Consider the following 25,834-nt stretch of genomic DNA (forward strand, 5'->3'; position numbering starts at 1 on the left):
TGAAATTTTTCACTCCTTTTTCAAAGTGTTGATTATTAGGTGAATTTACTTAAATAAAACACATAATAATTTTAATAATAATTTATTCTTCTTTCTCTGCTTTGTCTACTACAGGTCTATCCTTACGATTTGCAAGTTCCCAAGCAGTTGCAAAGACAAGTTTTGTACGCTTTTCTAGTAATGGGTAATTGATTTTATCTGGTGTATCACCTATTTTGTGATAATCTTCATGTGTTCCATTAAAGTAAAAAATAATAGGCACATTCTTCTTTGCAAAGTTGTAGTGATCTGAGCGGTAGTAAAAACGGTTAGGCTCATTCTTTACATTGTATCGGTAATCTAGATTAATATCAAAATACTTTGCATTTACGGCAGATGATACATTGTGTAAATCTGTACTTAATTTATCTGATCCTATTAAATAAACATAGTTATTGTCTTCTAAGTGTGCATCGTCATTACGACCTATCATATCGATGTTGAGGTCTGCAATGGTGTTCGCTAGCGGGTATACTGGATTTTCTGAGTAGAATCTAGACCCGTATAAGCCTTTCTCTTCTCCTGTGACGTGTAAAAAGAGTATAGAGCGCTTAGGTCCTTTTCCGTCTTTTACAGCTTGTTTAAAAGCCTCTGCAATCTCTAGTAATGCCACAGTACCAGATCCATCGTCATCTGCTCCGTTAAAGACATTGCCTTTTGAGTCCATTCCTACGTGGTCTAGGTGTGCAGAGAGCACAAGTACTTCCTCAGGCTTCTCTGATCCTTCTATAAAAGCTAGCACGTTTTCAGAGTCGTTTAAATCACTTCCTTTTCTAAAAAATGTTTTAGGTACAATCTGGTAGTAATCTCCCTTATTTCCAGGTGCTACTTCTAATTTCTTATAATAATTTACTAAGTATGCAGCTGCTTTCTTTTGTCCTGGATCTCCAGTATTACGCCCCTCAAAATCATCTCCTGCAAATACGTAGAGCATGTCTTGTAGCTCATTTGCAGTAATAGTGTTAGTGTATTTACGTACGTCATTCTCATTACTTTCAAGAGCAGTGACATCTATAAGTACAGGTTCAGAAGGAGCAGCAGGTGCTACTACTTTTTTTGATTCGTTACAAGAAAGGGCAATAAGTCCCAATCCCATTAGGGCAAAATATTTTTTCATTTATAAGGAATTGTTTATTCTGATAAAAGTACTGAATTCAATTGGATAAAATATGAGATAGCTTAGTGTGTTTTTTTTTGCTTTCGCGAAAGCGGTACTAACCACATTTATAGGTGAGTAATCTCAAAATACTACATGTAAAAAAAGGTCACTCTATTGCTAGAGTGACCTCGTTATTATAAAGATATGAAATCTTAGTTGTTAAGCATTACTGGCATTACGAGCATTGTAACTTGCTCTCCTTCATCTAGTCCATCTACTGGAGTAAGGATACCTGCTCTATTAGGTAGTGACATCTCTAGAGAAACATCATTTGCATTCATATTATTCAGCATCTCTGTTAAGAAACGAGAGTTGAAGCCTATTTGCATATCATCACCTTGATAATCACAAGTAAGACGCTCTTCGGCTTTATTACTGTAATCAATATCTTCTGCCGAAATATTAAGTTCTGCCCCAGCAATTTTTAAGCGAATCTGGTGTGTAGTTTTATTTGAGAAAATAGAAACACGACGTACAGAGTTTAAAAACTGATTACGGTCTATAGTAAGTCTGTTTGGATTCTCTTTTGGGATTACTGCTTCGTAATTAGGATACTTACCATCAATAAGACGACAAACAAGCTCCACATTATCAAAAGTAAATTTGGCATTACTCTCGTTATACTCTACCGCAATCTCATCATCAGAAGTAGAAAGTATTCCTTTAAGTAAGTTAAGAGGCTTCTTAGGCATAATAAATTCAGCCGCTTGAGATGCGACTACATCTGTACGACCATACTTTACAAGCTTGTGAGCATCTGTTGCTACAAACGTAAGTCCGTCTGTGCCAAATTGAAAAAATACACCACTCATTACTGGGCGTAAATCGTCATTTCCAGTAGCAAAAATAGTATTGCTTATTGCGGTAGCTAGTACACTTCCAGGTATTTTTACAACACTAGGGTCTTCTAGTGATACTGCATTAGGAAACTCTGCACCATCTGCAAAAGCTAGTGCATATTTACCATGATTAGAGCTTATCTCTACGGTGTTGTTTTCGTGTTGCGTAAAAGTAAGTGGTTGCTCTGGGAACGTCTTAAGCGTGTCAAGAAGTAAACGAGCTGGTAACGCAATCGCACCATTATCACTAGACTCTACATCTAACTTTGATGTCATGGTAGTTTCTAGATCTGATGCAGAAACTGTTAGTGTATTTCCATCTAGTTCAAAAAGGAAATTATCGAGTATAGGAAGGGTGTTGCTATTATTTATCACACCACCCAATACTTGTAATTGTTTAAGGAGGTATGTACTAGAGACTATAAATTTCATAGAAAGTTAGGTTTTGCAATACAATAAAATGGTATCAAAAGTGACGCTATTTATGCCTCACTCACTACTTACAAATATATTTTAAATGCGACGGCTTTTATAATTAACTTATCAACATCTATCGCGTGTAGCGACGCTTCCTAATTGCGTTGTAGATGAGTCCAAAGATAAGTAAAATAACCAGCGGAAGCCCAATAGTCAAGACTTGCCACGTGCTTATACTTTGCGCTGTCTTTTTCATATCGAGAAAAGGAAGTGCAATTTCTTTAGTCCTTATGTTAATAAGCCCACTGTCATCGAGAAGATAGTTAATCGCATTGAGTAAAAACTCTTTATTCCCGTAGCTGGTCCTTGTGTAATAATCAAAACCTAATTCTAGTGGTTGCCCTCGTGCATCAAGGCTATTTGAGATTATATCACCATCGGTTATGAGAATAAGCTTAGGATTTTTTTGTGCGCTTTCGCGAAAAATACTACGATCACTTCCATCTGGTAAGACTCTATTAGTAAAAGCTGAGTTGAACGTGCCTTCTAGTAGAACAGCAAGTGGTTGCTGCCCGCTTTGGAAATCACTCTCTAAAGGTTCAATATCTACTTGGCCTAAAGAGATTTCTCGTGGCGTACTTTCTATTTTGGTATAAATACTAGACTGTAGTAATACTGTTTTATTTACACCACTATTGTTGTCTAATAAGGTGATAGGGTTTGCATAATTGAAAAGAACAGGCTTTTCAATATTAGTGTTAATGGGATGCGTATTCATACTAGGTACTTGCGGTCTATACAACCACGGTAACTGTATGTACTGAGCATCACTTCCATCACCAGATGCAACGCTAAGTGGGGCAGAGTAGAGGTCTACTACTAAGGATGGGTCTACTCTAATTCCGTATTTAAATAATTGGTCATCTAGATTAATATCTCTAGGAAAAGCAATGGTTTTTCCTTGGTCATTACGCAAGCTATCATCTTCCATGGCTACTGCATCGAGCATCCAAAGGCTGTTACCACCATTCATGATATATTGATCAATCACATACTTCTGCTTGTCTGTAAAGGCTTTTGTAGGTTTTGCAATAACTACTAGATCAAAGGTGTTTTGTAAAGCTTTGAGTGCCTTATCTGGATCTTGGTTTGCAAATTCTAATGGGAAAGGAGCGATATTATAGGTGTCACCTAGTTTGCGAAACAAATCTGCAATATTTGCATCTGGTAGCTCGCCATTATCTCTTAAAACAGCAATACGCTTAGATTTTGCATTAAGAGTGCTGTGTAAACTTTCGGCAAAGGCGTACTCAAGATTTTGGATGGAGCCATATACAAGCTGTTCTGGAGAGGCACCTACTACATTTTTTACGAGTGATACGGGTTGAGCTTTATCATTAAAGTTTATGGTAGCCCAAGGAAATATAGTTTGCGTGGTTTCTTTTCCGTTTTCTTTTACTTTGAGAGGGATGGTAGTCATCCCAAATTCATTGAATTGTCCCGCAACTTCGGCTACATTTTCTCCTTCTTCTACTGGGTTAGAAAATTCAAACCTTATATTATCGTTATAGGCTTGCATTTCCTCTAGCAGATAGCGCGTCTCGTTTTGAAGTTTCTTAAACTCTGCTGGAAAATTTCCTTCGAGAAATACATCAATAATAAGCGGACTATTTACTTGATCTAATAAATCAAGCGTAGGATCACTTAAACTATAACGTTGATCTTGCGTTAGGTCATAGCGTTTGTGCGCTAGCGAGCTTATGATATTTAATGCAATCAAGACTATGATTGCTACTAGGAGGTATGATATATGTTTTAAATTTTTCACGAAAGTGTACTCCTTTTATGCAGGTTTAATACCGTGATAACGATAAAAAATACGGTTACACTAATAAAATAAATAAGATCTCTAGTATCTACAACACCACGACTTATGCTACTGTAATGAGCTTGTAAACCCATTAAATTAATAAAATCTCTCACACTGCTTGTTGTGCTATATGCTGCTATGCCTTCAAGTCCAAAATATAGAAAGAAGCTTAAGAATACTGCGATTATAAAAGCTATGATTTGATTACTGGTAAGGCTAGAGGCATATATTCCTATTGCTGTAAATGTGCCCGCCAGAAACAATAAGCCTATATAGCTGCCTATGGTAACTCCTACATCAAGATTTCCCACAGGATTACCCAGCTGGTAGATAGCAACTACATAAATAAGTGTGGGTACAATAGCGAGTATGATGAGCGTGAATGCGCCTAAAAATTTTCCTATCGTTAACTGTAGTTTTGAGATAGGTTTTGTGAGTAAAAGTTCTAAGGTTCCTACTTTCTGTTCTTCACTAAAACAACGCATAGTAACAGCAGGGATAAGAAATATAAATATCCATGGTGCAATCTGGAAGAAAGGTGCGAGATCTGCAAATCCAGTTTCTGTGATATTAAAAGACCCTTCAAAAACCCATAGAAATAAACCGGTAACTACGAGAAATAACCCAATAACCAGATATCCAATAGCAGAGGAAAAAAATGAGGATATTTCTTTTTTAAGTATAGCGAACAAAGTGAATTATTTTAAAAAGTAAATTTACTGTAGTTTTTTGTTTCTTAAAAGGTATTTATTGAGGATAGCTTGACTGCGGAGGTCCATCAATAGGGATTTTTGCTCCTAAATATGTAGGCTCTTTGTTAATGCTGAGCTCAAGAAAGGCTTTGACATTTGCTAGTAATTCTCTGCGTTTATTTGCGCTTTCTCTTTGGTAAGTTCGCTGGTCTCCCACAAAGCCGTAATAGGTAAGGCCAAGTTGATTTGCAATATACAGTGCTCGTGGCAAGTGAAACTCTTGAGTAACCACTACAGCCTCCTTTACATTAAATACAGAGCTAGCTCTATACATACTGTCGTATGTGTCAAAACCAGCATAATCTAGGAAGATATCATCTTCTGGAACACCTCTATCCATGAGATATGCTTTCATTGCCTTCGGCTCGTTATAGGATGCAGTGCCATTATCTCCTGAGAGTAAAAAACGCTTGACTTTACCTTCTTTATATAAGCTAAGGGCGCTTGATACACGATCTTCTAGCATTGTAGATAGATTGCCGTTTGCTCTTACACTAGCACCCAAAACGATGACTGTATAAGCTTTTGGAACCTGCGAAATAGCTGTAAATGTTTGTTTTTTTGTGCTTTCTTCAATGTGGTAAGAAAGCGCATAAACTCCACAAATAAGAAGGATAATCCCAACGAGAGTGACGGCAATTATTTTTTTTAAATGTTTAAGCACTAGGCGTTATCTATGATTTTAATAGGTTTCTTTTCATCATTGATAGCTACAAAAGTAAATGTTCCAGCTACGGCTAGCTCACGGTCATAATTGTACATATCTTCTTTGTAAATCTCAACGCGTACCACGCAACTTGTATTGCCCACTTTCTCTATACGAGCTATTAATTCTACAATAGTTCCTTGAGGAATGGCTTTAGTGAAGTCTATTTGACTGGTAGAAATGGTAACCACTTTTTTTCGGCTAAAGCGTGTGGCGCATATAAAAGCTGCTTCATCCATCATGTGCATTGCAGTCCCACCAAAAAGAGTGTCATAATGATTTGTGGTGTTGGGAAAGACCGCTTTAAAGATGCGAGTTTCTGAGTTTTCAATGCGTTCTTTGAGAGTAATCATAATTGTTTAATCATTTTACATATTTAATAGACAAAAAATATGCAGTGCTTACTTCTAAGTGTATCTTTGCAAGGTCTTAAAATAGAACAGATGCCACAAGTAATAGAAGCTTTAAAATGGAGATATGCGACTAAAAAGTTTGACAATACGCGCATGCTACCAGAGTCAAAAATAGAAATAATCAAAAACGCCTTTAACCTTACTGCTACAAGCTTTGGCTTACAGCCCGTGCGATTAGTAGTGGTAAGTAATAAGGAGAAACAAGAAGCACTTGTTCCTTTAACAATGAACCAGCGTCAAGTAGCAGATGCCTCACATGTACTCATTTTTTGTATCGAAAAACAAGTAGATGAAGATTATGTTAAAAATTATTTTGATAACGTAAAGCAAATCAGAAATACTCCAGAAGAAATCATAAAGCCATTTAAGAATTACCTTCTTGATCACTTTAAGAAAGCGACAGATGTAGAGAATGACTTATGGGCTTCAAAGCAGGCATACCTAGCAATGGGTAATTTACTTACAGTTTGTGCATTTGAAGAAATAGATGCTTGCCCCATGGAAGGTTTTTCACCTGAGGGATATGATGAGTTTTTTGATCTCACTAATAAAGGTTTACAGTCGGTTTTAGTAATGCCTATAGGGTATAGAGCAGAAGATGACATGTTTTCTACTATGAAAAAAGTGCGCAAATCTTTGGACAATTCCGTTCTTGATTTGTAACTTTCGTTTGAATATAGGGCTGCACTACAATATTGTGGCAGGATTCTTGTTATTTTCTAAAAGTTTATAACTTTGCAGTAGCCCTAATTTTAGTACAATGAAACATATAGCATTTTTATTATTTTTTATTTCAACAGTAACATTACAAGCTCAGGAAGCCAAATGGCATACTGATTTTGACAAAGCAAAAAAGGTAGCACAACGCCAAGGGAAACCTATTATCATGTATTTTACAGGTAGTGATTGGTGTGGTCCTTGTAAAATGCTTAAGAAAGATCTTTGGAGTACAGATAAGTTTATACAGCAAGCAGATGATTTTGTTTTACTTGAGGTAGATATCCCTTTTAGAGAAGACATAATTTCTCCAGAGCAAAAGAAGAAGAATTTGAAGCTTCAAGATAAGTATAATAAGGACAAATCTTTTCCTACCGTATTGTTGCTTGACTCAAATGGTAGAAGAAAGGATGAAGTTTCAGGATATAGTATGCTTAGAGATACAGCTCCGTACTATGCATTTTTTAATAAAGCAAGACGTTCTAGATAAGTTACAAGTTTATAAGTTTTATATATGAAAACGTTCAGCACTATGCTGAGCGTTTTTTTTATGCTTTCGCGAAAGCGTAACCTTAAAATTACGCTGTATAAAGATACTCTCAACAAAAACTCACATGTATTAATTAACAATAAGCGAACTTCTTATCTTTGACCACCTTTAAATAGATTTATGTCAAAAGTAGTTTTAATCACTGGGGCTTCCTCAGGAATAGGTTTAGCCATAGCTCAGTTTCTTGTAAACCAGTCGTATACTGTATACGGAACAAGTCGAAACCCAAAAAATAATATAGAAGAAGGAGTGCATATGGTTGCGCTAGATGTTACAAAACCGGCGACTATAACAGCAGCAGTATCATCTGTATTAGAAAAAGAGGGGCACATAGACTATTTAATTAACAATGCTGGAATGGGTATCACAGGACCTTTAGAGGAGACACCAGATGCCGAAATTAAAAGAGTCTTTGAGACTAATTACTTTGGAGCATTAGAAGTAATAAAAGCAGTGTTACCCACAATGCGTAAACAGCGCAGTGGTATGGTTATTAATATTACCTCGATAGCAGGTTATATGGGCTTACCATACAGAGGTATTTACTCTGCAACCAAAGGAGCCCTTGGTATTACTACTGAAGCCTACCGAATGGAACTTAAGGAGTTTAATGTAAAAATGACTACCGTTGCGCCTGGAGATTTTGCAACTAATATTGCTGCAGGACGTTACCACGCACCAGTGCTTGAAAACTCCCCATACAAAGAAAATTATAAGAATACACTATCCTTAATGGATGCACATGTAGATGAAGGAATGGATACCATAATCATGGCAAAAGTAGTAAAGCGCGTGATGGAGTCTAAAAACCCTAAAGTACATTATCGTGTAGGCTTTTTTATGCAGCGTTTTAGTATTGCACTCAAGCGTTTACTACCAGATACTTGGTATGAAAAACTACTACTTAATCATTATAAACTTTAGTTAACAAACAATTAAACGCGCTTGTAATTTCTACTTATCACTTTTAGTTACATTTGTGTATAATCATAAAAGAAAAGACTATGAAATTTTTTATAGATACCGCAAACCTTGACCAAATTAAAGAAGCACAAGATCTAGGAGTTCTTGATGGTGTGACTACAAACCCATCATTAATGGCCAAAGAGGGCATTACTGGACGTGAAAACATATTACAACATTACAAAGATATCTGTGAGATTGTAACTGGTGATGTAAGTGCAGAGGTAATTGCAACTACTTATGATGAGATGGTAAAAGAAGGGGAGGAGCTTGCTGCATTACATGATCAAATTGTAGTAAAAGTACCTATGATTAAAGATGGAATTAAAGCCATAAAATATTTTTCTGATAAAGGAATTCGTACAAATTGTACGCTAGTATTTTCTTGTGGGCAGGCATTACTAGCAGCAAAGGCTGGGGCGACATATGTTTCTCCGTTTATAGGAAGACTAGATGACATCTCAACAGATGGATTAAACCTAATTGCAGAAATTCGTCACATATATGATAACTATATGTTTGAAACAGAAATTCTAGCAGCATCTGTACGTCATACAATGCACGTAATAGATTGTGCAAAAATAGGAGCAGATGTAATGACAGGACCTTTATCTTCTATAGAAGGATTATTAAAGCACCCACTTACAGATAGCGGCCTTGCAAAATTCTTAGCAGATTACGAGAAGGGGAATAACTAATACTAGTATACGCTCACAAAAAACCCCTTTCACTTCAAAGTAAAAGGGGTTTTTTCTATTGCTATAATGTTATAAAGCCTATTGATTTAAGTAAGCCAGAAGTTCGTTTTCAAATTTTGAGTTGTGCAGGTTTGCGTGACTATTTAAAATCTTTCCGTCCTTGTCAAGAACGATAGTCTTGTTAATGTCATTGAGTACAAGCTGTTTTCTAGCTTGTTTTGGTTTTGCAAGTCTATACTCTTTAGACTCATCAAAATTATTTTTATTTAAGTGAAGCATCCACTTATTATGCTCTGTGTTTACATTAATGGCTATAAAATTGAACTCTGGGTACTTTACTTGTAGTTCACGGGCTTTTGCATGAGAGTTATCCATGTGAGCCATTCTTAAATAAGACCAGAAAAATAATACTGTAGGCTTTGTAATACGACTAGACAAGGTGTTCATTCCAGAGTCTGCGCCTATAATCATGACATCTGGAATCATATTTCCGGCCTGCATTGATTTGTTATTGTCGTATAACGCATTAATCAGGGCAACTGTCTCGGTAGAGGTGGAGACCTCTTTTATTTCGTCAAAAAGCTTATCAACTTCTTCTAAGTTGTTACTATTAGCAATAAAAATACGCGACATTTGAGATAAAAGTCTCTCCTTGAGTTCTTTATTAGTTATAAGGCTGTCAATTACTGCTATCTGATGGTGGTTGTGTATGTATGAGGTACGGTTATAATCATTTTCCTTTCCATAGCGTTGGTAGGTTAAATTATTAATGTAAGAAGAAAGATATCTTCTAAAGCTATAAAGTTCTTCAAGATTAGGGTTGTTTACATCTATGCTTTCGCGAAAGCTGTAAAAATCACCAGGTAAGCTAGCGATAAATGATAACTTGTCTTTTCCATAATGTGCAAATGGATACCACTCTTTACGCTGGTAATTATCAAATTCTGTTACAGATCTGGCTATTTCAATAAATTCATCCGAATAATCTTTATCAAGTAAAAATTTATCGAGCTCCTCTTTATGAGTAATCGCCATAGAATCTAGCGTCTTCTGAAAGTTCTTTGGGTTTTTTTGATATTTTTTTTTGATGCTTTCATTTTCACTCTCCCAGTGTAAATACATGTCAAGTAAGAATGAACTTTTATCTGCGCCATAGCCAGAAAAACTAAGAGACTCATCAAAATCTTTAGTATTTACTCTCAATAATATACTGTCACCTTCTTCTATATGCACAAGTTGGTGTTCTCCGTGCTCGAGTCTATAAAGACCTGGCTGGAAATCATCAAATTTGTATAAAAACCTATTTCTCCTATCTAGGGGAATACTGTCTGTAACCACTTCGCCCTTGCGAAGCAATACATAACTCTGTACGGGGTTAATAATCTGTCCCCCTAAATATGTTCCTTGAGCTTTATCATTTTCTTCAAAAACGCAGCTAGTAAGGGTAGTAGAAACTATAAGTAAGAGTAGGAGGTACTTCATAAAAGGTCAATTTACACTGAATAAGATAGCTTATGGTGTTATTTCCAAAAGTAACTTTAATGACTTTTGCATATTGTTAACATATCGTTAAAAGCATTTTGTGTTTGTTATCATTATAATTTCTTTAATTATAGGTATTTTTGCACGCTCAAAATAGAAGTTTTTTATGTTATCAGTCTCTAATCTTTCAGTTCAATTTGGTAAACGTGTTTTATTTGATGAAGTAAATACTTCATTTCTTAACGGTAACTGTTATGGCATCATTGGTGCAAACGGTGCTGGAAAGTCTACCTTTTTAAAAATACTTACAGGCCAGCAAGAGCCTACCTCAGGTCATGTGCACCTTGAGCCAGGAAAGCGTATGTCTGTACTAGAGCAAAACCACTATGCTTATGATGAGTATAATGTGCTCGAGACAGTGGTAATGGGTAATAAGCCTCTTTATGAAATAAAGTCTGAAATAGATGCCCTGTATGCAGACTATACTGATGAAAATGCAGATCGTATCGGAGAGCTTCAAGTAAAGTTTGAAGAAATGAACGGATGGAATGCAGATAGTAACGCTGCAACCATGCTTTCTAACCTAGGTATCAAAGAAGAGAACCATTATACTATGATGGCAGATCTTGATGGTAAGCAACGTGTACGTGTTCTTATAGCGCAAGCGCTTTTTGGAAATCCTGATGTACTTATCATGGATGAGCCTACAAACGACTTGGATTATGAGACAATCTCATGGCTAGAAAATTTCCTTGCAAATTATGACAACTGTGTGATTGTTGTATCGCATGACCGTCACTTCCTTGATGCGGTTTGTACACACATATCAGATATTGACCATAATAAAATCACTCATTATAGCGGTAACTATACTTTCTGGTATGAGTCTTCTCAACTAGCGGCTAGACAACGCGCGCAGCAGAATAAAAAGTCTGAAGAGAAGAAAAAGGAACTTCAAGAATTTATCGCTCGTTTCTCTGCAAACGTTGCAAAATCTAAACAAGCAACATCTCGTAAGAAGATGATTGATAAGCTTGATATAGAAGAAATTAAGCCTTCAAGTCGTCGATACCCAGGGATTATATTTGATAGAGATCGTGAGGCTGGAGATCAGATTTTTAACTGTGCTGGCTTAAGTGCCTCTCTAGATGGCGAAGTTTTGTTCAAAGGAGTTGATATGAATTTGAATAAAGGTGATAAAGCGGTGTTATTTTCAAGAGATAGCCGTGCAACCTCTGCTTTTTATGAAATCATAAATGGTAATCAACAAGCAGACAGCGGGACTTTTGATTTTGGAGTAACGACTACACAATCTTACTTACCTTTAGATAATGCATCCTACTTTCAAGATGGAACGCTTAATCTTGTAGACTGGTTACGTCAATATGCGCAAACAGAAGAAGAGAGAGAAGAAGTGTTTTTAAGAGGTTTCTTAGGTAAGATGATTTTCTCAGGAGAGGAAGCGCTTAAAATGTCTAATGTTCTTTCGGGAGGAGAGAAGGTACGTTGTATGATTTCAAAAATGATGATGAAACGTGCAAATATCCTTATGGTAGATGAGCCTACTAACCACTTAGATCTTGAGTCAATTACGGCATTCAATAATGCACTTAAAAACTTTAAGGGTACAGTGATGCTTACAACACATGATCACGAGTTTGCGAGCACTGTGGGTAATCGTGTGATAGAATTAACACCTAAGGGTGTTATAGATCGCTATATGAACTTTGATGAGTACATGAGCGATAAGAGTATAAAGGAACAGCGCATGGCAATGTATGAGTAAGGCTACGCCTTACTCTTGTTCATGAAATGTGTAATAAGCATATAGCTACAAAAGACAATAAGACCTCCACTTATTATAATACGGAAAGTAGGTAAATCTTCACCTTGAAGTAGTGGTAATAGTCTCCAGATCGAGAGTCCTAGAAAAAATACATATAAGAGAATACGGCCAGAAGATAATTCTGGCTTTTTCTTTTCTGGTGCAGGCCTCGTGATCCTGTTTATAGTAGCTTTAGGTGCTTCTTGCTGCGATAAGTTGCTTAGTTCCTCATCAGATAGTGCGTTGTTTGAAAAGTCTTCAAGAGCAATTTCTACAATATGTTTTGCTTTTACCAGATACTCTTTATCAACAAGCAGTCTAGATTGATCAGGAGACCCTAGGGCATACCCAGCGAGCTTAGCACTCTCGTTATCATCTCTTACAATACTCGGGATATCTTTTTCCTCAAGTATGGTTTGTAATCTCTTTATTTCTATGATGGATCCAGTGTGGATTTTTTCATAACGAGAGTCTGGAAGTATGCTCATATATTATTTTGGTCAGGTTATCTTGTTTTATCGTACTTACTATTCCATATCGCTTTGTTAAAGTTCTTACCTAATGCAAATGCATAAAATAGAACTACCGCTCCGATGGACTTAAACATAAAGAAAAATACCATAATATCTTGACCAAAATCTTGATTCTTTGTAAAAAGACCGTCTGGTGTTAATAATGTCGCGATTATGCTAATGAGTACTGTCGTAATTAGTAAGTTTTCAATAGACTTAAATGACCATGCCCATTGTTTTCTAAAAGGGTTAAGATCATTACCCCACTGGTGGATAAGATAATAATAGCCGTTACCCATAGGTGCAAATAATAATGGGTCGTCTGCCTTTTCTAGAACAAACATTTTAGAAGGAGCAATGATTTTAAAACCATCAAGTTCCGTGTGATGTGTGTTTTCGAGGTGTTTAATATTGTCAAGTACTTCTTGAGGATATTTACCCTTGAAATATTTGGTGTCGAGAAAACGTAGCCTATAGTCTACGCAAATTTTCTCTATTTGTTTAATGTGAAATATTTTTGAGGTCTCCAGCAAGTCAAAGTCAAATTCATTATAACCTGTCTCAGAAGCTCCGTTTAGGGTTTTGAGTATTCCGCTTTCGCGAAAGCGGTCTTGATTAAAAACTCGCTGTACTTGTGCTAGAATATCTTGTTCTTGCTCGCTTTTACTGCGCTCACGAAGTAACTTGTCGTGAATGTTGGTTCTGGATAATAGCATCTTTTTTTTCTTTTAAAGATACAATACAAAAGACATAATGTCAATGGGGATTATTGATACTACGAGTTTTATGTATTAATTAAACAAAATAGTTAAGAGATTATGAGCCAAAAAAAATGCTCTTAGATACATCATGTATCTAAGAGCATTAAAATAATAGAGCTATCTAACTATCGAAGCGTAGCGCCTAGTTCTTTTTCAAAACGCTGTTGTAATTTATTCATCGTTTTGTCTATTTGCTTATCTGTAAGTGTCTTTTTTTCATCTTGTAGCAAGAAGCTTACTGCATAACTTTTCTTTCCTTCAGGGAGATTTTTACCTTCGTAAACATCAAAAAGGTTGACGTCTTTAAGTAATTGTTTTTCGGTTTGCTTTGCGATGGTTTTAATGTCTTCAAACTTAACGTTTGTATCTAATAAAAGTGCAAAATCACGACGCACAGAAGGGTATTTTGGAATGTCTTTAAACTTGACATCATTACGAGCCGCAATCTCTAAAATAGCATCCCAGTTAAAATCTGCATAATACACATCTTGTGATAAATCAAATTTCTTGAGGATACTTTTCTTTACAATACCGTAACTTACTACTTGTTGCTTTCCTAGTGAAAGCCCTACAGCCTCAGAAAAAATATCGTTTTTCACCGCAGAAGATTTAACTCTTGAAATTCCTAGTTTTTCAAGAATAGCACTTACCATTCCTTTTAAGTAAAAGAAGTTAGTAGGAGAGCTTTGGGTAGTCCATGACTCCTCTGTACGACCTCCAGTGACAAAAAGGGCAAGGTGCTTATCTTCTTTGCGCTCTTCAGTGTAGTTGTGGTACGTTTTACCAAACTCAAAGAGCTTTATGTTACTTCTTCGTCTGTTTACGTTGTAGGATATCGCTTCTAGTCCAGAAAATAGCATAGACTGGCGCATCACACTCAATTCTTTCCCTAGCGGATTAAGCATCTCAACTTGATGTTCTTCCTTTAGGTTCTCAGAAAGTGCTGTGTATGCTGGCGTAGTGAGACTGTTTGCCATCATCTCATAAAAACCTTGTGCCGCAAGCTGGTTTCCTATCACATCACTTACTTTGTGATCGTCAAATTTTGAACTGGAAGATACCGTAGCGTTGAGCTTATTGCCAAAGTTGATATTGTTGTAGCCGTACACTCTTAAAATTTCTTCTATTACGTCTGCTTCACGAGTAACATCATTTCTAAAAGCAGGAATAGTCATCCCAATACCACTTTCTGTAACATTGTTAATCTTAATATCTAGAGACATCAATATTCCTTTAATAACTTCTTTAGGAAGCTCTTCTCCTATAAGTTTAGTAGCGTTATCAAAGTTTAAAAATACCTGCTGATCTTCTATTTTCTTTGGGTAGATGTCTACAATCTCGCTAGTAATTTCTCCACCAGCAATTTCCATAATAAGAAGCGCAGCTCTTGTAAGAGCATACTCAGTAATATGCGGATCAATACCTCTTTCAAAGCGGAAAGATGCATCTGTATTTAATCCATGACGTTTTGCTGTCTTACGCACAGCAACGGGATTAAAATAGGCACTTTCTAAGAAAATTGCAGAGGTGTTTTCTGTAACTCCGCTATGCGCTCCTCCAAAGACTCCTGCAATACACATAGGTTTCTCTGCGTCACAAATCATCAAGTCGTCTTCATGTAACTCACGTTCTACGCCGTCTAGTGTAGTAAACTTAGTGCCTGCTTCAACAGTGCGCACTTCAATTTTATCTCCTGCAATCTTGTTTAAATCAAATGCGTGTAGCGGTTGTCCAAGATCATGTAATACATAATTAGTTGCATCTACAATATTGTTAATAGGAGAGAGGCCTATAGCTTTAAGTCTGTGCTTTAACCACTCTGGAGATTCGCTCACTTTTAAGTCACTAATTACAACTCCTGCATAGCGAGGCGCTTTTTCTGCATCTAGTACTTGCACATCAATTTTGTGCAAGCGTTTCTCAATTTTAAAAGAAGATGTTGATGGAGTGATAAGCCCTTTATTAACCTCATGTTGTAATAAACCGGCCTTAAGGTCACGGGCAACACCCCAGTGACTCATCGCATCTGCACGGTTAGGAGTCAATCCTATTTCAAAAACTTGATCATTTTCTATTTCAAAAACATCGGCAGCTGGTGTTCCAGGTATAAGATCCTCATCAAGAATCATAATTCCATCGTGGCTCTTTCCTAATCCTAGCTCATCTTCTGCACAGATCATTCCGTGAGATTCTTCACCACGTATTTTACCTTTCTTTATTTTCCAAGCTTCACCTTCTTCAGTGTATAGTGTAGTGCCTATAGTTGCTACGGGTACTTTCTGTCCTGCTGCTACATTAGGAGCTCCACATACTATTTGTACAGGCTTATCTGCACCTATATCTACGGTGGTTACCTTGAGCTTATCTGCATTTTCATGCTGCACACAGGTAAGTACATGACCTATTACAATTCCTTCTAGACCACCTTTTACACTTTGGTAGGTGTCTATTCCTTCAATTTCTAGACCTAAGTCTGTAAGGAGGTTTCCGGTTTTTTCGGCACTCCAATCTATATCGATAAACTGCTTTAGCCAGTTGTAAGAAATCTTCATAAAACGTTGCGATTTTAAGACGTCAAAGATAGAATAACCTAGCTAGTGAGCAAAGCAGATGAGCGAGTATCTCAGTAGTTTTTTTAGGCTCCATGGAGTGAATTAGACACTAGTTTTGTAAAAGTATGTTTTAACAACTTGTCATCTCGCTAGAAAGTGGCAATAAAAGTTGTTTTATGGGTAGTTGTCATTTTTTAAATATTAGGCGGCGAGACTTTATGCGTCGCTTACTATTTAAAACTTCTGTAAGGCGCTTTAAAAGAATGAGACTGTGTTGGTATATCTTTGATTTATGAAACAGATACTTATTCTCATCTCATTTATTGGCATTATTTCTTGCAAACAAGACAAGGTGGTAATCACCCCTCAAACATTGAATTCAGGATTTTGGAGAGCTACACTAGCTGTTCAGGATCAAGAAGAACTTCCTTTTGTATTTGAGGTAAATGATGATGAAACCATAACCATTTATAACGCAGAGGAGCGTATAGAAGTGGATGAAATTGAGATTAATGGCGATAGTATACGTATCCAAACTCCTGTTTTTGAGGGATATTTTGCAGGACGCTTTCGCGAAAGCGGGAATCAAATAACGGGCTCCTTCATAAAGCCAAGTCTTGATCGCGTGGTGCCGTTTACAATGAATTACGGAGTAAAAGAACGTTTTGTTTCCTCAGCCGAAGTATTGAGCGAGAATACAGCAAGTGTGAATGTAGATGGTAGTTGGGAGACTGTTTTTAGCCCAGATAATGCTAAAGATCGATATATCGCCAAAGGTACTTTTAAGTCAGATGGTGATATTGTTACGGGTACTTTTAGAACTACAACGGGTGATTATCGCTATCTCGAGGGAAAATTAGATGGTGACGAACTTAGGCTGTCAACTTTTGACGGAGCGCATGCTTTTCTCTTTGTAGCAACCGTAACAGACAGCACTATGCAAGGACAGTTTTATAGTGGTGATCACTGGAAAGAGCCGTTTGTAGCAACTAAGAATGACAACTACGAACTTCCAGATGCAAACACCTTGACTTATTTAAAAGAGGGGTATGATAGACTTGCATTTTCTTTTCCGGATAGCAGTGGGGAAGTGGTGTCACTAGAAGACAAGCGATTTAAAAATAAGGTAGTACTCGTTAAGCTTATGGGTACGTGGTGTCCTAATTGCTTGGAAGAATCAAAATTTATAAAACAATATTTGAAAGAATTTCCATCAGATGATCTTGAGGTAGTTTCTTTGGCTTTTGAATATGCGCCCACTAAAGAGAAGGCGTTTGCGAGCATTAAGCGTATGCAAGAACGATTAGATATTCCGTATCCGATACTTCTAGCTCAATGGGGAGATTCTGATAAGAAAAAGGCAGCCGAAAAGCTACCTATGCTTAATCATGTGCTTTCATATCCTACACTCATTTTTGTAGATAAGAAAGGAACTGTGAGACGCATCCACACTGGATATAATGGTACAGCGACAGGGGAGAAGCATCTTGAGTTTAAAGAGGAGTTTGAAAAATTTGTAGCACAGTTGCTAGCTGAGTAATTACGATATGTAACTCCAGATGTTCTTAAACTTCATCATCTGGGCATACATGAATCTGATGATTTGATTTTCTTCCTTTTTAAAGGTAGGGTCGTCCTTAACCACAGCCCATGCGTAACTTCGGGCTACTTTAAGAATGTCATTGTCCTTGATAATATCGGCTATCTTTAGGTTTAACGCGCCACTTTGTTGAGTCCCGGTAATATCACCTGGACCACGTAGCTTGAGGTCAACCTCTGCGATCTCAAAACCATCATTAGTGCGTGTCATCGTTTCTAAGCGCACTTTGCTGTCACTTGACAATTTATGACTGGTCATTAAGATACAATAACTCTGCTCTGCGCCACGACCTACACGACCGCGTAATTGGTGTAGCTGACTTAGCCCAAAACGCTCCGCACTTTCTATAATCATCACTGAGGCGTTAGGTACATTTACGCCAACTTCAATAACAGTAGTGGCGACCATTATTTGTGTTTCGCCTTTTATAAAACGATTCATTTCAATCTCCTTATCGGCTGGTTTCATTTGTCCGTGGACGATAGAAATTTGATATTTTGGCATGGGAAATTCTCGCGAAATACTCTCATATCCATCCATCAAATCTTTGTAATCCATAGCCTCAGATTCTTGGATTAATGGGTACACAATATAGACCTGTCTTCCTAGTGCAATTTCGTCTCTAATAAACTTGAAAACTTTGAGCCTATTTGCGTCATATCTATGCACTGTTTTTATGGACTTTCTACCCGGTGGAAGTTCGTCTATTACACTCACATCTAAATCACCATAAACGGTCATGGCAAGGGTGCGTGGAATAGGGGTGGCGGTCATCACAAGTACGTGTGGAGGGTACTCATTTTTATGCCATAATTTACTGCGCTGTTTTACCCCAAAACGATGTTGCTCATCGATTACCGCAAGCCCAAGATTCTTAAATTTGACCTTGTCTTCTAGCAGTGCATGAGTACCAATTAAGATGTCTAACTCGCCATTTTCAAGCTTTTCATGAATGATTTTACGTTCTGAAGTTTTAGTTGAACCTTGTAATAGTGAAATACTGGTATTCAAGTCTTTACATAACTCTACCAAACCTTGATAGTGTTGTACTGCCAGGATGGCAGTAGGTGCCATTAAACAAGCTTGAAAACCGTTGTCAAGTGCCATGAGCATTGACATGAGTGCCACAATAGTTTTCCCAGAACCTACATCTCCTTGTAAAAGACGATTCATCTGGGCATTTGTGCCTAGATCATGACGTATTTCTTTGAGCACTCGTTTTTGTGCACCCGTTAATTCAAAGGGTAAATGGTCATTATAAAAGGTGGTAAAATTAGGCCCTATTTTTTCAAATGGATACCCTTTTATTTTGGTTTTATGGTTTACATTTTTGAAAGCTAATTGTAGCTGAATGTAAAAAAATTCTTCAAACTTTAAGCGGTATTGTGCCCTTGCTAAATGCTCTTGAGATTGCGGGAAATGAACGTTCAAAAGTGCCTCTCTTTTTGGCATCAATTTGAGCTCCGTTATAATAGGTTTTGAGAGGCTCTCAAACAGGTGACTTTTACACTCTAAAAAGAGGGTTTGCATCACACCATTTATCACCTTATTTGTGATCCCTCGATTGCTCAATTTTTCGGTAGATGGATAGACCGGTTGCATTGCAGATTTGATACTTTTTTCATGATCTGCAAGTAGCTCCATTTCTGGGTGAGGCATAGAGAAATTACCATTGTAATAATTACATTTTCCAAAAATCACATAAGGCGTATTTAACTTTATACTCTCCCTAATCCATTTGTGTCCCCTAAACCAAACAAGCTCCATTTGTCCAGTTTCATCTTTAAAGGTAGCGACGAGTCGTCGCCCTTTTCCTTCTATCATTTTGAGTCCTGAAAACTTACCTATTATTTGTACATCGGCATTATTACGTTCTAGTTCGCCTATTTTGTAATACTGCGTTTTATCGATATACCGATTAGGAAACAAGTGCATTAGGTCTTGGAAGGTATGAATACCCAGCTCAGAACGGAGCAGGTCTGCTCTGTTAGGACCTACGCCTTTGAGGTAATCTATGGGAGTCTGTAAAAAAGTGGGATTCATTAAAGTAAAAATAAGGTCTTTAATTCAGATTTTCGAATTGATATTTAAAAGATAGTGGCTTAAAAGTTGTTATTTTTAAAATATGAAATACCTATTCCTGTTTATATTCTCTTGTTGCGCTTTCGCGAAAGCGTATGCTCAAATGATATCTGCACAAACCGCTACTGTTGATTTTAAGACCATCAATGCGTCATTGTCCTTAGATTTTGACAGTAAATCCATTTTAGGAACCGTTGAAACGACCTTTATGATTTTACAAAATGTAGATCAAGTAGTCATGGATGGCGTCGCAATGAAGGTGGTAGATAAAACACCGTCAATCACTGTCACTGCTACAGATAGCACCATTGTGCTCACTGGGAAATTTAAGGCAGGTACGACTTACAAAGCCCAATTTGATTATCAAGTGAAACCATCAAAAGCGGCTTACTTTGTAAATAATAACGGCAAAGAAGAATTCTGGACGCAGGGGCAAGGAAAGTACACCTCGCACTGGTTACCGAGTATTGATGATATGAACGATAAGATTGTTTTTGACTTAAAAGTAGCTGGACATAATAGCAAGACCATTATTGCAAATGGAAAAGGTAATAGAGTCTTAAAGGATTATGGTGCTCTGTTTTCTTCTTTTGATATGCAACAGCCTATTTCTAGTTATCTCGTTGCCCTCGTAGCGGGCGATTATGACATGAAGAGCGAGACTGCTAGTTCTGGTGTCCCGTTGGAATATTATTACCGTCCTGAAGATTCGCTTAAGGTCGAGATTACTTACAAATACTCTAAAGAGATTTTCGACTTCTTAGAAACCACGATTGGAGTGCCTTTTCCTTTTCAAGATTATAAGCAAGTCCCCGTAAAGGATTTTCTGTATGCAGGCATGGAAAACGCAAGCCTCACTGTGTTTTCAGATAGTTTTATGGTGGATGAGATAGGCTACACGGATCGCAATTATGTCAATGTAAACGCACATGAGTTGGCACATCAATGGTTTGGAGATTTAGTAACAGAGACTAGCAGCGAGCATCACTGGCTACATGAAGGTTTTGCTACGTATTACGCATTGCTCGCAGAGCGTGAGATTTTTGGTGATGATTATTTTTATTTCAAGCTTTTTGAAACCGCAGAGCAGCTGCGTGAACTCAGCGATATGGGCAAAGGACAAAGACTCGTAGCTGCTGGAGGTAGTAGCCTCACGTATTATCAAAAAGGCGCATGGACAGTGCATATACTCCGAGAACAAGTAGGAGCCGAAGCTTTTGATACCGCAGTGAGAAACTACCTGACTAAATATGCTTACAAAAACGTCACTACAGACCTATTTATGGCAGAAGTAGCCGCAGTAACAAGCGTAGATCTCACTGCATTTAAGAAAAACTGGTTATATCAAAGTGCCTTTCAAGCTGAGGAAGCGCTTGCTTCCCTCAGGGAAAACACATTTATGCAACAGTATTTCCAATTGCAGTCGGGTAGAGCAGTAGCGCTTTCTTCTAAGTTTACAGCGCTTATGAATGCCATAGCTACAAATAACGATTATCTAGGCGCAGAGGCAATCTACCAGCTCTCGCAAGAATCAATAAATGCTACGCTTCCGGCATATAAAAGCGCCATGGAAACAGAGAATGTTTTTATAAGACAAGCTATTGCTAGTTCGCTTGAGGAAGTTCCAGAAGCGCTGGTCCTTGAGTTTTATGAGCTACTTAGTGATAAGAGTTATATCACACGTGAGCAGGCCATGATTAAATTGTGGGTATATCACCAGCAGCGCAATGATCCTAAGTCACAACGTAAAGTATTAGATCTTATGGATAATCAGATGGGATTTTCAGATGGCAATATAAGAACGCTGTGGCTTGCGTTATCGCTCGCTACGCCACAATATAAGCCTGAAGAATCTTTAGCTCGTTATAAAGAACTTATAGGTTATACAGCGCCATCTCAACCGTATCAGCTACGGGAGAATGCATTTAACTATTTAAGACAGCTAGGATCTTATGAGGAGGAGAGCTTACATAACCTTATAGAAGCTAGTGTACATCACGTTTGGCGTTTTCGCGAAAGCGCAAGAAAGCTACTTACTAATGCCCTTAAAAATCCAAAAATAGCCGCTATGCTTCTAAATATAAAAAGCGACCTCTCAGAACAAGAAATCGCCTATTTGCAACGTATAAAAGCGTTATAATTAGATAATCTCGCTTACTTCTTGCTTGATAAATTGTAAAGCCGTGTCGCTAGGAGCTGGGGTGTCCATAAGATCACGTAAGATGGTCTCACGCAATTTATCACTGGTATCAACTTTATCACTCATATTCGTTTTACGTATGAGGGCTGCAGTTGCACTTTTGGCAGTGCGCACCACGTTCCAGCACTCTTGAGTAATATAAATTTGCTGTGATAAGTTATGCTCAAATTCTTCTGTAATGGTGCGTAATAAAAGCGCTTCATAATCATTAGCATCATCACTGTAAGGCTTTACACGTGATACTAGATTGCCCGGGGAGATGCGCTCAAGAAATAGCGTTATGCGCTCATAGGCTTGTAATTTTTGAGGTAACGCATTCGCCTGATTGGCTTTATGAAGTTGAAATCTGCGTTGTCCATCTTGCTCCTTTATGTACTGGCTAAAAAAGTAATATGCCAGCAACGCAACAATCACTGCAGGTAGAAGGTTAAAAGCGAGATTAGTAAGGTCTTGTGTCATATTAAGTAGGTTATAATTGCTATGTTCTGGATGAATAACAAACTTACTTGCTTTTTAGTATGCAACCAAATGTGATGTGATTATTCGCTTTCGCGAACATTGGATTTGCATCAACCCATGCCATTAGATTTGACATGAGAACTCAGTAATAAGTTGGCTCATAATTACCCGTTCTCTTTTTCGACATTAGGTAAGCGGTAGCTTTTTATGGCACCCCAAAAGCCTAAAATAGATAGTACAACAATGACTATCTCTACAGATATCAAGGATAGCGCAGCGCTCAATCCTCCTGTAAAAAGTAAAATAATCCCTATGATGGTGTTACTTACAGAGACATAATTTGTTCTTTCATTACCCTTTGCCATATCTATAACATACGTTTTCCTGCCTTGACGCACGCCACTGTGCGCAATACCGAGGATAAAAAACGCCAAGGGGTATAACCATAATTGTGTTTTTAAACTAGATGAAAAGCTTACAAGAATGACTAGTACAATACCGCAAAGCGAGGCTATAGTAACTGCATATGCCATCGTATTTTTACTAGATTTATCTGCTAGTTTACCCCAGGATGGCGAACTTACAATAGAGGCAAATCCATTTGAGATAATGAGTAACCCTAAGAGATAGCTCGTTCCCTCAACATTATTTTGCGCTAGCGTAACGTAAAACGGTGCAGATAGGGCAGAGCAGAGTAATAATGATCTTGCAATGACAAAGTTTCTTAGGTGGCTATCGTCTTTAAGCAGTTTAATATTATCTAAAATACTGTTTTGCTCACTCTCGTCTGTTGTAATGTCTGTTGGGAATTCTTTGATAAATGCATAAATTACCGCTGCAATGACCCACATGGAAGCTGCAAAGAATATGAGGTTTGTATAAAACTGTATATCCTCATTAGTTTTAGATTTATAGGTAATGTACAAGCCTGCAGCAAGAACTAAAACACCAGCAAAAGAGGAAGTATATCCTCCTAGTTTTCCCCTCCTCGTTTTTGGGATAGTCTTTCCTTTTACATCCTTAGAACTCACAGAAGCTAGAGCACGCGCAAGGCTAAAAATGATTAAACATACAATGATTAACCATCCTGCGTTTTGTTTTTCAAATTGTAGAGCTACAATCCCAATTGCAGCGATAGCAAGACCTTGAATAATAGCACCTACCACCCAGATGTACTTACGTATGGGTTTTCTTTTTACATAGTTTGAGATAGCAACTTGCGGGATAAGGGCACCAGACTCGCGTATAGGGACAATGAGACTTATGAGAAAAACCGGTGCTCCCACATAGTTCATGAGCCAAGTGAGCACTGTTTTAGGGTTACTCAGTGTATCACCCAGTTTTGTAAAGGTGTGTGTAAAGATTATACTAAAGTAGTTTGTAGCAACATGTTTACAGGCCTCATCTGTAATGCCTTTACAAACCCGCTCATCGCCTTCATTATTTAAGTACTTGTAGAGTTTATTGAGGGAAGATGATGGCATAAAGCGTATTAAGATATTTACATAATAACAAAGCGATAAATATACGTTTATTATGTCTTTCAGTCTTTAATGGAAGTTATTGATGGATTAGTGCGCTTTCGCGAAAGCGTACTACTATTGAGAATCCTGTACTTAAAAGAAATGTAGTCTTGTAAGTTGGTATGAATGAATATTCCAAATATGCTATTGTAATAAATGCTATGAGAGCGTCCTACCTAAGATAATGCGGTCGCCTCTATCTACAGATTTTACTTGATCCATATACTTCATATCAAGTTTTTCTAATACTCTTCTAGATGCTAGGTTGTTCGGACTTACAGTGGCGATAATCTGATCTAGTTGTAGGGTCTCTGCTGCATATGAAATCCAGTGGTGACCTATCTCTGTGGCAAATCCTTGTCCCCAGTAACTATCATTTAATATAAAGCCAAATTCACAATACTCTTTATCTTGATACTTGATTTTATGGATACCAGAGACTCCTATAAAACGATTGCTCTCCTTTAAAATGACACACCAGAAGCCAATTACAACCTCTTGCTCATTTATAAAATCTGTATGAAGTAAGGAATCAAATTCGCTTCTAGTAAAAACGCTGCCTTTTAGTGTAGATGCCATAACCCGATTATTGGTGCAAAACATATCAGCAGCATCTTCTAGATGTTTTGGAGATATTGGCTCAAACCTTAGTCTGATAGTTTCTAGCATAAATAATAATCAAAGATTAGGAAGTGGAACTTTATGGACTCTAATCTGCCAATAGTGAATAGCAATTTATCTTACATTAAAGATACAAGAATTTATGGTGAAGTATACGCTTTCGCGAAAGCGTAACAGCCATTGAAATATCTATAAAAAAACAAGCTCTTAATACAATCATGAGCCACAACTTATAGCGCAAGCCAAAGGTTTATAATGGCATAGATTGAATTAAAAGCTTGTAGTAATGGACTAGAACGCTAACTGCTTAATGCAGCTTTTTTATTCTAATGTCTTATTCCTCATCTTCATCTTCTTGAAACTTGAATTGGTGCGCTTGCTCTAATTTGGCTAGCTGCGTTAATTCGTTCAAGTAATTCTGCTCTTGAATAGACAAGGTAGTCATCATTCTTGAAGAACCACCAGATAAGATAAATGCGATTATTTCATCAATAAGGTTAATAATTTTATCAAACCACTCTGGTAATTTGATGCCAATTAACTCTATAATCGCGTAGATTACTTTTTTGATTTCCTTTATGATTCTATCAATTCCAAGTTTTCCTACGAGGGAGCCTATACTTGGGAACATCCCTTTTGCATTTTTGGCAAGTGATACACCTGAGCTTATTTTTAAAACTTCAAGCACATCACGCTCTTGTTGTTTTGATGATTTTTTTGCGCTCTCTCTAATGAACTGATTGAGTTCAAAAATTTGATTATTAAGTGATGGTGCAAATGATTGTATCACCGCCTTTTCATCTTCGTCCTCTGCATTTTTTAATGCGTGCTCTGTAATTCCGGATACTAAGGTTTCAAATTCACTTAAAAATTGTTCAAGAACGTTGTCTGATTTTTTTGTTTCTGCAGGCATGTCAAAAGTTTTATGATTTATATTGACACAAAACTATCTTTAGAGCATTGATATGTAGTTAGTTAATCGCTCATTTTCATTAAGCTTAATCTCCCTTTATACAGCGTGAAACAACTCTTGGTTTAATAGGTTGAGTGATTAGATGGTGGTTTTGAGGTATGGACGATGAGTTTTTATTTCT

The 25,834-nt window shown here is 37.3% G+C and carries 22 protein-coding genes; 7 read left to right on the forward strand and 15 right to left on the reverse strand.

All coding sequences use genetic code 11. The features are described 5' to 3' along the window. Positions 1-82: 82 nt before the first annotated feature. From SJY23_RS11270 to SJY23_RS11295, 6 genes are all read right to left on the reverse strand, one after another. A complete protein-coding gene (locus SJY23_RS11270; RefSeq protein WP_396596417.1) occupies positions 83-1,156 on the reverse strand; it encodes a M28 family metallopeptidase in 1,074 nt (357 codons plus the stop codon). 194 nt (positions 1,157-1,350) lie between these two features. After that, a complete protein-coding gene (dnaN, locus tag SJY23_RS11275) occupies positions 1,351-2,469 on the reverse strand; it encodes a DNA polymerase III subunit beta (protein WP_035337334.1) in 1,119 nt (372 codons plus the stop codon). Between the two features lie 118 nt (positions 2,470-2,587). Next, positions 2,588-4,282, reverse strand: a complete 1,695-nt coding sequence (gldG, locus tag SJY23_RS11280) for a gliding motility-associated ABC transporter substrate-binding protein GldG (RefSeq protein ID WP_396596418.1) — start codon at positions 4,280-4,282, stop codon at positions 2,588-2,590. Next, on the reverse strand, positions 4,279-5,016 hold the full coding sequence (gene gldF / locus SJY23_RS11285; protein WP_396596419.1) for a gliding motility-associated ABC transporter permease subunit GldF: 738 nt from the start codon (positions 5,014-5,016) through the stop codon (positions 4,279-4,281). The genes gldG and gldF overlap by 4 nt, the downstream gene beginning before the upstream one ends. Positions 5,017-5,071: 55 nt before the next feature. After that, positions 5,072-5,740, reverse strand: a complete 669-nt coding sequence (locus tag SJY23_RS11290) for a vancomycin high temperature exclusion protein (protein WP_035337329.1) — start codon at positions 5,738-5,740, stop codon at positions 5,072-5,074. Beyond that, positions 5,740-6,135: an acyl-CoA thioesterase gene (locus tag SJY23_RS11295; protein ID WP_035337327.1), complete on the reverse strand. Its 396-nt coding sequence runs from the start codon at positions 6,133-6,135 to the stop codon at positions 5,740-5,742. The genes SJY23_RS11290 and SJY23_RS11295 overlap by 1 nt, the downstream gene beginning before the upstream one ends. A 90-nt stretch (positions 6,136-6,225) precedes the next feature. Between SJY23_RS11295 and SJY23_RS11300 the strand changes: the two genes are divergently transcribed. The 4 genes from SJY23_RS11300 (at position 6,226) to fsa (ending at position 9,123) form a co-directional block, all read left to right on the forward strand. Beyond that, on the forward strand, positions 6,226-6,858 hold the full coding sequence (locus SJY23_RS11300; RefSeq protein WP_396598118.1) for an NAD(P)H-dependent oxidoreductase: 633 nt from the start codon (positions 6,226-6,228) through the stop codon (positions 6,856-6,858). A 97-nt stretch (positions 6,859-6,955) separates the two neighbouring features. After that, positions 6,956-7,402 carry a thioredoxin family protein gene (locus SJY23_RS11305; protein WP_035337324.1) on the forward strand — a complete coding sequence of 149 codons (447 nt, stop codon included), beginning with the start codon at positions 6,956-6,958 and terminating at the stop codon, positions 7,400-7,402. Between the two features lie 180 nt (positions 7,403-7,582). Further along, the gene (locus SJY23_RS11310; protein ID WP_396596420.1) at positions 7,583-8,386 is read left to right on the forward strand and encodes an SDR family oxidoreductase; all 804 of its coding nucleotides are present in this window, start codon (positions 7,583-7,585) and stop codon (positions 8,384-8,386) included. A gap of 80 nt (positions 8,387-8,466) precedes the next feature. Next, the gene (gene fsa, locus SJY23_RS11315; RefSeq protein WP_035337320.1) at positions 8,467-9,123 is read left to right on the forward strand and encodes a fructose-6-phosphate aldolase; all 657 of its coding nucleotides are present in this window, start codon (positions 8,467-8,469) and stop codon (positions 9,121-9,123) included. 78 nt (positions 9,124-9,201) lie between these two features. On the opposite strand, the gene SJY23_RS11320 is transcribed toward fsa, so the two are convergent. Then, a complete protein-coding gene (locus tag SJY23_RS11320; RefSeq protein ID WP_396596421.1) occupies positions 9,202-10,605 on the reverse strand; it encodes a TlpA family protein disulfide reductase in 1,404 nt (467 codons plus the stop codon). Positions 10,606-10,771: 166 nt separating this feature from the next. Between SJY23_RS11320 and SJY23_RS11325 the strand changes: the two genes are divergently transcribed. Then, positions 10,772-12,391 carry an ABC-F family ATP-binding cassette domain-containing protein gene (locus SJY23_RS11325; protein WP_035337316.1) on the forward strand — a complete coding sequence of 540 codons (1,620 nt, stop codon included), beginning with the start codon at positions 10,772-10,774 and terminating at the stop codon, positions 12,389-12,391. Positions 12,392-12,393: 2 nt separating this feature from the next. Here SJY23_RS11325 and SJY23_RS11330 read toward each other — a convergent pair whose 3' ends face one another. The 3 genes from SJY23_RS11330 to pheT form a co-directional block, all read right to left on the reverse strand. Further along, complete coding sequence (locus tag SJY23_RS11330) at positions 12,394-12,918, reverse strand: putative signal transducing protein (protein WP_396596422.1); 525 nt, start codon at positions 12,916-12,918, stop codon at positions 12,394-12,396. A gap of 17 nt (positions 12,919-12,935) precedes the next feature. After that, positions 12,936-13,658, reverse strand: a complete 723-nt coding sequence (locus SJY23_RS11335; protein WP_396596423.1) for a hypothetical protein — start codon at positions 13,656-13,658, stop codon at positions 12,936-12,938. A gap of 170 nt (positions 13,659-13,828) precedes the next feature. Beyond that, on the reverse strand, positions 13,829-16,255 hold the full coding sequence (gene pheT / locus SJY23_RS11340; protein WP_396596424.1) for a phenylalanine--tRNA ligase subunit beta: 2,427 nt from the start codon (positions 16,253-16,255) through the stop codon (positions 13,829-13,831). A gap of 292 nt (positions 16,256-16,547) precedes the next feature. Between pheT and SJY23_RS11345 the strand changes: the two genes are divergently transcribed. Beyond that, a complete protein-coding gene (locus SJY23_RS11345) occupies positions 16,548-17,795 on the forward strand; it encodes a TlpA family protein disulfide reductase (protein WP_396596425.1) in 1,248 nt (415 codons plus the stop codon). Here the strand turns inward: SJY23_RS11345 and recG are convergent, their stop codons facing one another. Then, complete coding sequence (recG, locus tag SJY23_RS11350; RefSeq protein WP_396596426.1) at positions 17,796-19,898, reverse strand: ATP-dependent DNA helicase RecG; 2,103 nt, start codon at positions 19,896-19,898, stop codon at positions 17,796-17,798. 82 nt (positions 19,899-19,980) lie between these two features. Here recG and SJY23_RS11355 point away from each other — a divergent pair, with 82 nt between their 5' ends. Then, complete coding sequence (locus tag SJY23_RS11355) at positions 19,981-22,077, forward strand: M1 family metallopeptidase (protein WP_396596427.1); 2,097 nt, start codon at positions 19,981-19,983, stop codon at positions 22,075-22,077. On the opposite strand, the gene SJY23_RS11360 is transcribed toward SJY23_RS11355, so the two are convergent. The 4 genes from SJY23_RS11360 to SJY23_RS11375 all read right to left on the reverse strand — a co-directional run bounded on the left by SJY23_RS11360 (position 22,078) and on the right by SJY23_RS11375 (position 25,653). Then, positions 22,078-22,596, reverse strand: a complete 519-nt coding sequence (locus SJY23_RS11360; RefSeq protein WP_396596428.1) for a hypothetical protein — start codon at positions 22,594-22,596, stop codon at positions 22,078-22,080. A gap of 164 nt (positions 22,597-22,760) precedes the next feature. Next, positions 22,761-24,080: an MFS transporter gene (locus SJY23_RS11365; RefSeq protein ID WP_396596429.1), complete on the reverse strand. Its 1,320-nt coding sequence runs from the start codon at positions 24,078-24,080 to the stop codon at positions 22,761-22,763. Between the two features lie 198 nt (positions 24,081-24,278). Further along, complete coding sequence (locus SJY23_RS11370) at positions 24,279-24,788, reverse strand: GNAT family N-acetyltransferase (protein WP_396596430.1); 510 nt, start codon at positions 24,786-24,788, stop codon at positions 24,279-24,281. A gap of 286 nt (positions 24,789-25,074) precedes the next feature. Further along, positions 25,075-25,653 carry a hypothetical protein gene (locus tag SJY23_RS11375; protein WP_396596431.1) on the reverse strand — a complete coding sequence of 193 codons (579 nt, stop codon included), beginning with the start codon at positions 25,651-25,653 and terminating at the stop codon, positions 25,075-25,077. Between the last annotated feature and the right edge of the window lie 181 nt (positions 25,654-25,834).

The organism is Dokdonia sp. R86516, from assembly GCF_044596715.1.
In the GTDB taxonomy this organism is placed as follows: Bacteria; Bacteroidota; Bacteroidia; order Flavobacteriales; family Flavobacteriaceae; genus Dokdonia.